The organism is Fulvimarina fulva, from assembly GCF_039652615.1.
GTDB lineage: Bacteria > Pseudomonadota > Alphaproteobacteria > Rhizobiales > Rhizobiaceae > Fulvimarina.
This window is the reverse complement of the sequence record NZ_JBDJAC010000003.1, coordinates 284,777-296,317: the sequence shown is the minus strand read 5'-3', so window position 1 is coordinate 296,317 and position 11,541 is coordinate 284,777. Positions and strand designations below refer to the sequence as shown.

Below are 11,541 nucleotides of genomic sequence, written 5' to 3'. Positions count from 1 at the left end.
ACCGGTGGTCCAGAACGGGCATTATCGGAACTGATATGATTTATGTGGAGGGTCCCTCCGTTTTCAATGGCCCCGAATGAGAAAATGATGCCGGCTGAGGGAAAAGCCCCGCGCAGGCCCCGCGCGGACGCCCTCAGAAACCGGGAGGCCTTGCTCGAGGCCGCCAAGGCCGTTTTGGCGGAGGAGCACGGTGCGCCGGTCAACCTGGAGGCAATCGCGAAACGGGCCGGTGTCGGCGTCGCGACGCTCTATCGCAACTTTCCGACGCGCGAGGCTCTCTACGAGGCGGTCTATACGCGCGAGGTCGACGCGATGGGCGTGCTCGCGCGGGAACTGAGGGACGATCCGGCGATCGACGGGGTCGCCGCACTCCGCCGCTGGGCTGCCGCGATGATCGCCCTGACGGCGACGAAGCGCGGCATGATCACGGCGCTCGCCGTCAGCGCTCCGAAGACGTCCGAGATTTCCAGGAGAATGTCGGTTCGAGTTCTGGAGCCTCTGCAGGGCCTGATCGAGCGCGCGGTGAACGAAGGACGTCTGCGCGAGAGCGTCACCGCCGCCGATCTTCTCTATTCGATCGTCGGCATCGCCATGGTGCGCGATCACGAAGGTTGGCAGGAGGATGCGGGCAGGATGATCGACGCACTGATCGATGGTCTCAGCCGGACATGACGATCTTAAGGCGAAGGCCTTGCTGAGAAAGGTGTGCACTGCCTACCAGCGTTTGTCTCGCGTGAAATCGACGAAGGCGCGAAGTGGACCGGGCAGCTGGCGGCGCCCGGAATAGTAGAGAAATGGCCCGGTGAACAACTGCCACCAATCGGGCAGAATCGGCTCCAGACGACCGGTCTCGATGTGTGGGGTGAGCCAGTCCTCGAAGAGTTGGATCACACCGCCGCCTTCTATCGCGGTCGCAATCGCAAGATCGGTTGCGGTTCCAACGCTGACGGTGAGGCGGGCAGGCGGCTCGATCCTGACGATCTCGCCGGCCCGTTCAAATTCCCATGGGCTCGTTTCGGCGCCGCTCGAAAAGCGGCCGATCAGGCAGGTGTGACCCAGCAGATCCCTCGGATGGGTCGGGCGCCCCTTGCGATCGAGATAACCGGGCGCGGCGGCCGTTGCGAAGCGTTGTGTGCGCGGCCCGATGGGGACGGCGATCATGTCCTGTTCGAGCCGTTCGTCGTAGCGGATGCCGGCGTCGCAACCGGCTGCGAGAACATCCACGAAACTGTCCTCGGCGATGATCTCGACGCGAATATCGGGATAGGCTTCGAGAAACGCCGGGATGAACCGTGGCAGAACCAGGCGGGCCGCCACGGCCGGCACGTTGAGACGAAGCGTGCCGAACGGGCGGTCGCGGTAACGGTTGACCACGTCCAGCGCGGCCTCGACTTCGCCAAGCGCCGGGTCGAGCCGCTCCATCAAGCGCCACCCGGCTTCGGTCGGCGTGACGCTGCGCGTCGTCCGGTTCAGAAGACGGACACCGACGCGCGCTTCGAGCCTGCGGACCGCTTCGCTGAGGCTGGACGGACTTTTCCCGTTTGATCGCGCTGCTTCGCGAAATCCGCCAGAGCGAACGACGGCGATGAATTCGGGAAGATCGTCGAGATCGACCATTGTTCGATTCTCCGAACAAGCTGTGCGGCTGTGTGCCGATTATCGCACGCTATCAACGTCCATAGATAGAGGCCGAACAGCAAAGGAGACGACAATGACCAAGATCGAAAAAGCCGGAACCTTTCTTCTCGGCGACCGCCGCGTGACGCGGATGGGTTGCGGCGCGATGCAACTTGCGGGAAAAGGCGTCTTCGGACCGCCAAAAGATCGAGACCAAGCTCTCGCCGTTCTGAGGCGGGCGCTCGAGGCCGGCGTCGACCATATCGATACCAGCGATTTCTATGGTCCCCACATCACCAACCAGCTGATCAGGGAGGCGTTGTTCCCCTATCCGAACGATCTGACCCTCGTCACCAAGATCGGCTTTTTGCGAGGCGAAGACGGCTCGTGGAACAAGGCTATCTCTCGGGATGCGCTGAGGAAGGCGGTCGAGGACAACCTCGCCAATCTCGGACTTGATGCGATCGAGGTGGTCAATCTTCGTCTTGGCGGACCCCACGGCCCGGAAGCCGGATCGATTGCCGAACCGTTGGAAACAGTCGCCGATTTGAAGAGAGAAGGGCTCATTCGCCATATCGGGCTGAGCAATGTGACCGCCGCGCAGATCGAAGAAGGTCGCCGGATCGAAGAGATCGTCTGTGTGCAGAACATGTACAATCTCGCCCACCGTGATGACGATGCGATTATTGATGACCTCGCCAGCGCCGGCATCGCCTATGTGCCGTTCTTTCCGCTCGGAGGGTTCAACCCCTTGCAGTCGGAACGGTTGTCGGCAGTCGCCCGCGAGGTGGGAGCGAGCGAGCTTCAGGTCGCGCTGGCCTGGCTCCTTCAGCGTTCTCCCAACATCCTGTTGATCCCCGGAACATCATCGATCGATCATCTGACCGAGAACCTCGCAGCCGCCGAACTCGAACTCCCCGAGACCGCGATCGCCGAACTCGATCGGATCGGTGCCTGAAAATCGATCGGTACCGAGCCCAAAATCCCGGATGGCGAGCAGTTCTTTGGAACGCCGTCCGGGTGCCGCCGCCCTCAGCGCTGCAAAAATCGCCCCTCATGCGAATTTACATCTGGGCGGCAAGCATCGATCCAGCCCGCCTCGACTTGCGTCTGGATTGAAATCTCAGCTGCCGTGGGAACGGTGGAAATGGTGTTCGCAGGCGCCTGCGGGTTGGCCACAAAGTTTCAATCGAAGGACAGGCTATTGGCCTCCAGACCGATCTGATCCGAAATCTCGATACGCACAGGCGATCGGCCATCCGTCCGGTGCCATTCGCTGCGAACGCGATGTGATGGCCTTCCGCTTCGCTCGTCCCCAATCTCTCCTCCAGCCGAGACATCATTGAGTTGCGCACATCAGAAAGCCGTGCTTTCTAGATGATCATGAGCGTCATCCCGACCTTAACCGACGTCGCCAGAAAGGCCGAAGTTTCGCTTGCCACGGTGGATCGCGTGATTAACGGGCGACCCAACGTCAGGGCGAAGACGGTCGAGCGGGTGAAGGCTGCCATGGCCGAACTCGGCTACCGGCCGGATCCACTGGCGGCGGGGCTCGCGCGTCGCAGGCGATATCGCTTCGTTTTCATGCTGCCGACGGGTACCAACGCCTTCATGGCCGATCTCGCCAGGCAGATTGAGGGTATGCGCGAATGGCTTTTGACGAGCCGGACGGTGGTGGAAACGCTCCAGGCCGACGTTTTCGAGCCCGAAGAACTCGCCGCGGCAATCGATGGCATCGACCGTGCGGTCGACGGTGCGGCGATCGTCGCGCTCGACCATCCGGACGTGCGCCGCGCAGTGGATCGGCTTGTTCTCGATGGGGTCCGTGTCGTGACGTTGATCTCAGATATCCCGGCCTCACGCCGGATCCGGTTCGTCGGGATCGACAACGCCTCGGCCGGGCGTAGCGCCGGTGCCTTGATCGGGCGTTTCGCGGGCGGACGAAGGGGGAGTGTCGGCGTCCTCGTCGGCTCGCTCTCGCTGCGCGATCACGTCGATCGCTGTTTCGGCTTTTCGCAAGTGCTGGAGCGGCAGTTTCCCAATCTCTCGATATGCCCAGTGACCGAGACCCGTGACGATCGGGGACGCACGGAAGAGGCGACACGGGCGCTCGTCGATACGAAGCAGGATCTCATTGCCCTTTATAACGCCGGAGCCGGCAATATGGGGGTTGCAAAGGCACTTTCGGGCATCTCGAAGGACCAGCGCCCGATCACCGTCGGTCACGAATTGACCGACCATTCCATCGAAGCTCTTCGGGAGGGGGTGTTCGACGCCGTGCTCGCTCAGAACCCGGGCCATCAAGTCCGCTCTGCCGCCCGCATCTTGCTGGCTGCGGCCAACCGGACAAGCATCATAGAGGAGCAGGAGCGCATCCGGATCGACATCTTTATCCGTGAAAATCTGCCATTCTGACATTTGCGTGAGAGTTTTGACGTGCGCACTTCAAAGTGCGAAAATTATATGCAAGTCTTCCGTTCGGTGACGTCGCGCCGTGATGGTGCGACGTTTCAAGCTGCGTCCTTTGCAAGGAGGCGGCGTTTGGGAGGATGATGATGCAGACGATGAAGGGGCCGGGAATCTTTCTCGCCCAGTTCGCCGGAGACGATGCGCCGTTCAACGATCTCGGCGCGATCTGCCGCTGGGCCGCAGGTCATGGCTACAAGGGCGTCCAGCTTCCCACCTGGGACGCGCGCATGATCGATCTTGCCAAAGCGGCCGAATCGAAAACCTACTGCGACGAGATTGCCGGTATCGCTAGGGAAGCCGGCGTCGAGATCACCGATCTCTCGACCCATCTGCAAGGGCAGCTCGTTGCCGTCCACCCGGCCTTCGATGAAGCGTTCGACGGGTTCGCGGCACCGGAGGTGCGCGGCAATCCCAAGGCGCGACAGGCATGGGCGGTCGACCAGTTGAAGATGGCCGCGAAGGCGTCGGCGCATTTCGGCTTCAAGAGCCATGTGACGTTTCCGGGCGCGCTGGCCTGGCCGTTTCTCTATCCCTGGCCGCAGCGCCCTGCCGGTCTGATCGACACGGCGTTCGAAGAGCTTGCGAGGCGCTGGGTGCCTATTCTCAACGCCTTCGATGAAGCGGACTGCGATGTCGGCTACGAGATCCATCCCGGCGAGGATGTCTTCGACGGCGCGACCTTCGAGATGTTCCTTGAAGCGGCGGACAACCACCCGCGCCTTCAGATCAATTATGATCCGTCCCACTTCGTCTTGCAGCAGCTCGATTATGTCGGCTTCATCGACGTCTATCACGAGCGGATCTGCGCGTTTCACGTGAAGGATGCCGAGTTCAATCCGACTGCGCGCCAAGGCGTCTATTCCGGCTATCAGCCATGGACGAAGCGCGCGGCGCGCTTCCGCTCGCTCGGTGACGGGCAGGTCGATTTTTCGGCGATTTTCTCGAAGATGGCCGAATATGGCTATGATTCCTGGGCGGTTCTCGAATGGGAGTGTTGCCTGAAGAGCCCGGAACAGGGCGCTGCCGAGGGCGCGCCCTTCATCGCCCACCACATCATTCAAACCACCGACAAGGCTTTCGACGACTTCGCGTCGGGCGGCACCGACGACGCCGCCAACCGCCGCATGCTCGGTATCGATTCATAAGGAGTGGCGCCATGACCATCGAAGGACGCGACGACAAGCGCGGACGCCGCATCCGCCTCGGCATGGTCGGTGGCGGGCAGGGCGCTTTCATCGGCGCCGTTCACCGCATGGCCGCCCGGATCGACGACCGGTTCGAGCTCGTCGCCGGGGCGCTGTCATCGACGCCTGAAAAGGCGAAAGCCTCGGCTCTCGAGATCGGGCTCGATCCATCGCGCAGCTATGGGTCCTACGAGGAGATGGCGAAAGCCGAGAAGGAGCGGGAGGATGGCATTGAGGCGGTGGCGATCGTCACGCCCAATCATATGCATTTTCCGGTGGCCAAGACCTTCCTCGAGGCCGGCTATCACGTCATCTGCGACAAGCCGGTGACGACGACCAGGGCAGAGGCGGATAAGCTTGGCGAGATCGTCAGGCGCTCCGGCAAGGCCTTTGCTCTCACGCACAATTATACCGGCTATCCGATGATCCGGCAGGCACAGGCGATGATCGAGGCCGGCGCGCTCGGCCCGATCCGCATCGTCAAGGCCGAATACATCCAGGATTTTCTCGCCACCAAGGTGGAGGACACGGGATCCAAGCAGGCTGCATGGCGCGTCGATCCGGAAAAGGCGGGCGCGGGCGGCACGATCGGGGATGTCGGCACCCACGCTTTCAACCTCGCCTGCTTCGTCACCGGCCTGACGGTCGAGAGCCTTGCCTGCGAACTGACGAGCTTCGGCGAGGGCCGCGTGCTCGATGACAACGCCCAGATGCTGCTGCGCTTCAAGGAACGGGACGGTGTCGCCGCCAGAGGTTCGCTCTGGGCAAGCCAGGTTGCCGTCGGCCACGAAAACGGCCTCTCCCTCGTCCTCGTCGGCACCAAGGGTGGCCTCTCCTGGCATCAGGAGGACCCGAACAAGCTCTGGTTCACGCCGATCGGCGCGCCCAAGCAGCTCCTGACCCGGGCAGGGGCGGGCGGCGTCGGCGCCGCGAACCGCGTCACGCGTGTCCCGGCCGGGCACCCGGAAGGCTATCTCGAAGGTTTCGCCACGATCTATGCGGAGGCCGCCGATCTCATCAACGCGCTCGATGAAGGCAGACCCCCGTCCAAGAGTTTAGGTATCGTCACCATAGAGGACGGTATCGAGGGCATGGCCTTTATCGAGGCCTGCGTCGCTTCGTCGAAAGCGGGCGGCGCATGGACGAAGCTATGAGAACGGCATGAGCGAACGCCCATACCCAATTCTCGAAGCCCGGCAGATCTGGAAGTCCTTCGGCCCGGTCGAGGTGCTGCACGGCGTCGATTTCGCGCTTCGGCCTGGCGAGGTTCACGCCCTGGTCGGTGAGAACGGGGCGGGCAAGTCGACCTTGATGAAATGCCTGACCGGCTATCAGCCGGTTTCGGGCGGCGAAATTCTTCTCGACGGCAAGCCGGTGAGCTTTGCTTCCAGCGACGAAGCGGAAAACCGGGGCGTCGTCCTGATCCACCAGGAGTTCAATCTTGCCGAACAGTTGTCGGCGGAAGCGAATGTCTTTCTGGGACGCGAGCTCAGGACGGGGCTCTTTCTCGACTGGAAGGCAATGCGCCAGCGTGCGTCGAGCCTTCTCGATCAGCTCTCGACGCCGATCGATACCCGCCGTCCGGTCTCCAGCCTTTCGGTGTCGCAAAAGCAGATGGTGGAGATTGCCAAGGCGCTTGCACGAAACGCCCGGGTTCTCGTCATGGATGAGCCGACGGCCGTGCTCACTTCGCGCGAGGCAGAGGTCCTGTTCGAGCAGATCGCAAGGCTCAAGGCCGAGGGCGTCGCGATCCTTTACACCTCCCACAAGCTCGACGAGATCGTCCGCGTCGCCGACGAAGTCACGGTGTTGCGCGATGGCGCGATGATCTCCAGCGTGACGGTGTCGGAGACGAACGCCGATCGTATGGCGCGCGACATGGTCGGCCGCGAACTGAGCGATCTCTTTCCGGCAAAGACGCAGCCGCCACAGGCAACGCCGGCCCTCACGGTCGAGGATTTTTCGGTCCCGGGCCATGCGCGGCACATCTCCTTCGACCTCGCGAAAGGTGAGGTGCTCGGCTTCGCGGGGCTCGTCGGCGCGGGGCGCACCGAGCTGATGGAAGGCATCATGGGACTGCGCGAGGGCTCGGGCACCATAAGGCGGAACGGCGAAGTGGTCCGCATACGCCATTGCCGCGATGCGGTCTCACATGGCCTGTCCTATCTCACCGAAGACCGCAAGGGGCGGGGCCTTCTCCTCAAATACGGGATGCGCGAGAATCTGACGCTGCTCGGGCTCGATCGTTTTTCCGGCCTTTTCGTCGACCGGAAAGCTGAACAGAAGGCGCTTGATGAGGCGGTGAAGCGCTTCGACATTCGCGCAGCATCGCTCGATGGTCCGGTCGGCAACCTCTCCGGCGGCAATCAGCAGAAGCTGCTTCTCGCCAAGACCATGCTGGTCGAGCCGGAAATCGTCATCCTCGACGAGCCGACGCGCGGCATCGACATCGGCACCAAGCAGCAGATCTACAGTTTCATTCATTCGCTCGCAGCCGAAGGGCGCGCCGTCATCGTCATATCGTCGGAGATGTCGGAGGTGATCGGGCTTTGCCACCGGGTGCTCGTCATGCGCTCGGGCCGTATCACGGGCGAGCTGGCCGGGGATCAGATGACCGAAGAAGCCATCGTCCGCCGCGCCATGGGGCTCGATAGCGAGATGTTCGAGGAGGTGGCCTGAATGTCCGCGAGCGAAACCAAACCAGCCTCAACCGCCGAAAACAGCGGGCCGCGCTTCGATCTCCACGTCTGGGGGCCGGTCATCGCGCTTGTCGCCCTCGTCCTGTTCGGCATGTCGCTGAACGACAATTTCCTGTCCGCCGGCAACGTCACCAACGTTCTGGCGCGATCCTCCTTCATCGGCATCATCGCGGTCGGTGCGACCTTCGTCATCACCATCGGCGGCCTCGATCTCTCAGTCGGGTCGATGTCGGCCTTTCTCGCGGGCCTCACGATCATCGTTCTCAATGCGCTGGTGCCGTCGGTCGGCATCAATTGGGGCACGATCATTCTTGGCATGATGGCCTGCCTCACGCTGGGGCTTGCGGCCGGATTTCTGAACGGCATCCTGATCACGGCGGGACGGATCGAGGCATTCATTGTCACGCTCGGAACGCTCGGCATCTTCCGTTCGCTGGTCATCTGGCTCGCCGACGGCGGAACCCTGTCGCTCGATTTTTCGCTCCGCGAGGTCTACCGCCCGGTATATTACGGCGGCGTCCTCGGTATCGCCTGGCCCATTATCGTCTTTGCCATCGTCGCGATCCTCGGCGAAATCGCCATGCGAAAGACGGCCTACGGCCGGCATTGCGCCGCGATCGGCTCGAACGATCAGGTGGCCCGCTATTCGGCAATTCCCGTCGAGCGGGTACGGCTGATCACCTACATGCTTCAGGGCATGCTCGTGGGCGTTGCAACGATCATGTATGTGCCGCGCCTCGGCTCGGCCTCGTCCACCACCGGATTGTTATGGGAGCTCGAGGCGATCGCCGCCGTCATTATCGGTGGAACGGTGCTGAAAGGCGGGTTCGGCCGGGTCTGGGGCACCGTCGTAGGCGTCCTCATTCTCAGCCTCATCGACAACATCCTCAACCTTACGGATCTGGTCAGCCCCTATCTCAACGGGGCGATCCAGGGCGTCATCATCATCCTGGCCGTCGTTCTGCAACGCGGCCGGAAAGGCGCCGCCTGACCGGCGGCATAACGGGAGGAAATCACATGAAAAGACTGCTTCAGATTGCAGCCGGAGCGGCTCTCGCCGCCGCAATCGCTTTGCCCGGCATCGCCAATGCCCAGGACGGCGAGAAGACGGTGATCGGCGTTTCGATACCAGCCGCGACCCACGGCTGGACCGGCGGGGTGAACTTCCACGCTCAGGAAGCGATCGACAGCCTGTCCGAGACCTATCCGAACCTCGAATTCGTGCTTTCGACGGCCGGCGATCCCGGCAAGCAGGTCTCCGATTTGGAAGACATGATGGCCACCCGCGATATTGACGCGCTCGTGATCCTGCCCTTCGAATCCGATCCGCTGACCGGCCCGGTCAAGCGCGTCGCCGATGCCGGCAAGTTCGTGACCGTGGTCGATCGGGGGCTTGCCCAGGAGGGGATCGAAGACCTTTATGTCGCGGGCGACAACACGGCCTTCGGTCGGGTTGCCGGCGACTATTTCAAGGAAAAATTGCCGGACGGCGGCAAGATCGTCGTCCTGCGCGGTATCCCGACGACCATCGACAACGAGCGTGTCGAGGCCTTCGAGGGTGCCATCGAGGGCTCCGGCATCGAGGTCGTGGGTATGGAGCACGGCGACTGGAACCGCGACAAGGCCTTCGAGGTGATGCAGGACTTCCTGTCGAAGAACTCCGAGATCGACGCGGTCTGGGCCTCTGACGACGACATGGCGCTCGGCGCGATCGAAGCGATCAAGCAGGCTGGGCGCGAAGGCGAGATGTGGGTGCTCGGCGGGGCCGGTATGAAGCAGATTGTCGAGCGCGTGAAGAACGGCGATACGATGATCCCGGCCGACGTTACCTATCCGCCGGCGATGATCGCCACAGCCATTCGCCTCACGGCCGACCGGTTCGTCTCGAACGCACCGATGGAAGGCCGCTTCATCATCGGATCGGTCCTGATCACGCCCGAGAACGCCGACCAATACTACTATCCGAACTCGCCGTTTTAAGACGGCCGCGTCCGGCTGACGAAAAGCATCCTCGTCCTGAGGGGCTCGGAATGTCCTTGGACATGACGAGCCTCGAAGGGGAGGGTGCGATCGAAACTTTTACGGGCCACCGGCGTTCGTGGCGGCGTCTTGAACGCTGGCTGAACGCGCCCCGGACAGATCGCTCTCATCCAATGCGTGACGAGCCCACTCGGCCCGAAACCCGCGATGGATGATAGCTGTCGCAGCACTCTTACACCCATCATCTCCCAGAAAGCATCGACACCATGGCGTCCTATTTCTCCGGAATCGATCCGATCCGATACGAAGGCCCTGAAACGCGGAACGAATTCGCCTTCCGACACTATGACCCGGACGCCGTCATCGCCGGCAAGACGATGCGCGATCACCTGCGCTTCGCGGTCGCCTACTGGCACTCCTTCGCCTGGGAAGGGGGCGATCCGTTCGGCGGTCGCACCTTCGATCGGCCTTGGTATCCGCAAGACACCATGGACAGCATGCGGCAGAAGGCGGATGCGGCCTTCGAGATGTTCTCGATCCTCGGCGCGCCCTATTTTTGCTGGCACGATCTCGACGTCCGCCCCGAGGGCGGTTCGTTCGCGGAAAGTCGCGACCGGCTCTTCGAATGGGTGGATTATGTCGGCCCGAAAATGGAGGAGACCGGCGTAAAATGCCTCTGGGGTACGGCGAACATGTTCACCCATCGCCGCTTCATGTCGGGGGCCGCGACGAATCCCGACCCCGATGTCTTCGCCTATGCGGCGGCGACAGTGAAGAGCTGCATCGACGCCACGCACCGTCTCGGCGGCGAGAACTATGTGTTGTGGGGCGGACGCGAAGGCTACGAGACCCTGCTCAACACCGACATGGGCAAAGAACGCGCCCATTACGGCCGGTTCCTTCAAATGGTCGTCGATTACGCCCGCAGGATCGGGTTCGGCGGCACGATCCTGATCGAACCCAAGCCGCAGGAGCCGTCTAAGCATCAATATGACTACGATGTCGGGACGATCTATGGCTTCCTGAAGGACTTCGGGCTCGAAGGAGAGGTCAAACTGAACATCGAGCAGGGCCACGCGATCCTCGCCGGCCATTCGTTCGAGCACGAACTGCATCTCGCCCGCCAGCTCGGCATCCTCGGCTCGATCGACATGAACCGCAACGACTACCAGTCCGGCTGGGATACCGACCAGTTCCCGAACAACGTGCCCGAGGTCGCGCTCGCCTATTACGAGATCCTGAAAAATGGTGGGCTCGGCACGGGCGGCACGAACTTCGATGCCAAGATACGGCGCCAGTCGATCGACACGGACGATCTGATCCTGTCCCATCTGGGCGGCATGGATGTCTGCGCGGCAGGGCTGAAGGCCGCTGCGCAAATGCTTGAAGACGGCGAACTCGAACAGGCGCTTCGCGCGCGCTACGAGGGCTGGGAGAGCGAGGCGGCGAGAACCATGCTTGCCGGTGACCTTGAAGCGGCCGCCGCACGCGTCGAAGCCGAAGGGCTCGATCCGCAGCCCCGATCGGGCCGTCAGGAACGGCTGGAAAACCTCGTCAATCGATACGTCGTGTAACGCCAATCAGGCTTCGTG

10 protein-coding genes are annotated in these 11,541 nt (G+C 62.4%); 9 read left to right on the top strand and 1 reads right to left on the bottom strand.

Features of this window, described 5'->3' with window-relative positions; all coding sequences use genetic code 11:
* Nucleotides 1-84 precede the first annotated feature (84 nt).
* Nucleotides 85-672 carry a TetR/AcrR family transcriptional regulator gene (locus tag ABDX79_RS06890; RefSeq protein ID WP_346219533.1) on the top strand — a complete coding sequence of 196 codons (588 nt, stop codon included), beginning with the start codon at nt 85-87 and terminating at the stop codon, nt 670-672.
* A gap of 42 nt (nt 673-714) precedes the next feature.
* On the opposite strand, the gene ABDX79_RS06885 is transcribed toward ABDX79_RS06890, so the two are convergent.
* Nucleotides 715-1,617 carry a LysR family transcriptional regulator gene (locus ABDX79_RS06885; protein ID WP_346219532.1) on the bottom strand — a complete coding sequence of 301 codons (903 nt, stop codon included), beginning with the start codon at nt 1,615-1,617 and terminating at the stop codon, nt 715-717.
* A gap of 94 nt (nt 1,618-1,711) precedes the next feature.
* On the opposite strand from ABDX79_RS06885, the gene ABDX79_RS06880 reads away from it, so the two are divergent.
* The 8 genes from ABDX79_RS06880 (at nt 1,712) to xylA (ending at nt 11,523) form a co-directional block, all read left to right on the top strand.
* A complete protein-coding gene (locus tag ABDX79_RS06880; protein WP_346219531.1) occupies nt 1,712-2,575 on the top strand; it encodes an oxidoreductase in 864 nt (287 codons plus the stop codon).
* A 425-nt stretch (nt 2,576-3,000) separates the two neighbouring features.
* Nucleotides 3,001-4,032, top strand: a complete 1,032-nt coding sequence (locus ABDX79_RS06875; RefSeq protein WP_346219586.1) for a LacI family DNA-binding transcriptional regulator — start codon at nt 3,001-3,003, stop codon at nt 4,030-4,032.
* A 137-nt stretch (nt 4,033-4,169) separates the two neighbouring features.
* On the top strand, nt 4,170-5,231 hold the full coding sequence (locus tag ABDX79_RS06870; RefSeq protein WP_346219585.1) for a sugar phosphate isomerase/epimerase family protein: 1,062 nt from the start codon (nt 4,170-4,172) through the stop codon (nt 5,229-5,231).
* Nucleotides 5,232-5,242: 11 nt separating this feature from the next.
* Nucleotides 5,243-6,424, top strand: coding sequence for a Gfo/Idh/MocA family protein (locus tag ABDX79_RS06865; protein WP_346219529.1), 1,182 nt, complete (start codon nt 5,243-5,245; stop codon nt 6,422-6,424).
* A 7-nt stretch (nt 6,425-6,431) separates the two neighbouring features.
* Nucleotides 6,432-7,949 (top strand): sugar ABC transporter ATP-binding protein, encoded by a 1,518-nt coding sequence (locus ABDX79_RS06860; protein WP_346219528.1) that lies wholly within the window; start codon nt 6,432-6,434, stop codon nt 7,947-7,949.
* Nucleotides 7,950-8,960 (top strand): ABC transporter permease, encoded by a 1,011-nt coding sequence (locus ABDX79_RS06855; protein ID WP_346219527.1) that lies wholly within the window; start codon nt 7,950-7,952, stop codon nt 8,958-8,960.
* Between the two features lie 26 nt (nt 8,961-8,986).
* Nucleotides 8,987-9,949 carry an ABC transporter substrate-binding protein gene (locus tag ABDX79_RS06850; protein WP_346219526.1) on the top strand — a complete coding sequence of 321 codons (963 nt, stop codon included), beginning with the start codon at nt 8,987-8,989 and terminating at the stop codon, nt 9,947-9,949.
* Nucleotides 9,950-10,215: 266 nt separating this feature from the next.
* On the top strand, nt 10,216-11,523 hold the full coding sequence (gene xylA, locus ABDX79_RS06845) for a xylose isomerase (protein ID WP_346219525.1): 1,308 nt from the start codon (nt 10,216-10,218) through the stop codon (nt 11,521-11,523).
* Nucleotides 11,524-11,541: the final 18 nt, after the last annotated feature.

What these genes read in the sequence shown, in the direction of transcription:
- ABDX79_RS06880 (WP_346219531.1), top strand. Translation starts at nt 1,712, where the DNA reads ATGACCAAGATCGAAAAAGCCGGAACCTTTCTTCTCGGCGACCGCCGC.
- ABDX79_RS06855 (WP_346219527.1), top strand. Translation starts at nt 7,950, where the DNA reads ATGTCCGCGAGCGAAACCAAACCAGCCTCAACCGCCGAAAACAGCGGG.
- ABDX79_RS06875 (WP_346219586.1), top strand. Translation starts at nt 3,001, where the DNA reads ATGAGCGTCATCCCGACCTTAACCGACGTCGCCAGAAAGGCCGAAGTT.
- ABDX79_RS06885 (WP_346219532.1), bottom strand. Translation starts at nt 1,617, where the DNA reads ATGGTCGATCTCGACGATCTTCCCGAATTCATCGCCGTCGTTCGCTCT.
- ABDX79_RS06850 (WP_346219526.1), top strand. Translation starts at nt 8,987, where the DNA reads ATGAAAAGACTGCTTCAGATTGCAGCCGGAGCGGCTCTCGCCGCCGCA.
- xylA (WP_346219525.1), top strand. Translation starts at nt 10,216, where the DNA reads ATGGCGTCCTATTTCTCCGGAATCGATCCGATCCGATACGAAGGCCCT.
- ABDX79_RS06890 (WP_346219533.1), top strand. Translation starts at nt 85, where the DNA reads ATGATGCCGGCTGAGGGAAAAGCCCCGCGCAGGCCCCGCGCGGACGCC.
- ABDX79_RS06870 (WP_346219585.1), top strand. Translation starts at nt 4,170, where the DNA reads ATGATGCAGACGATGAAGGGGCCGGGAATCTTTCTCGCCCAGTTCGCC.
- ABDX79_RS06860 (WP_346219528.1), top strand. Translation starts at nt 6,432, where the DNA reads ATGAGCGAACGCCCATACCCAATTCTCGAAGCCCGGCAGATCTGGAAG.
- ABDX79_RS06865 (WP_346219529.1), top strand. Translation starts at nt 5,243, where the DNA reads ATGACCATCGAAGGACGCGACGACAAGCGCGGACGCCGCATCCGCCTC.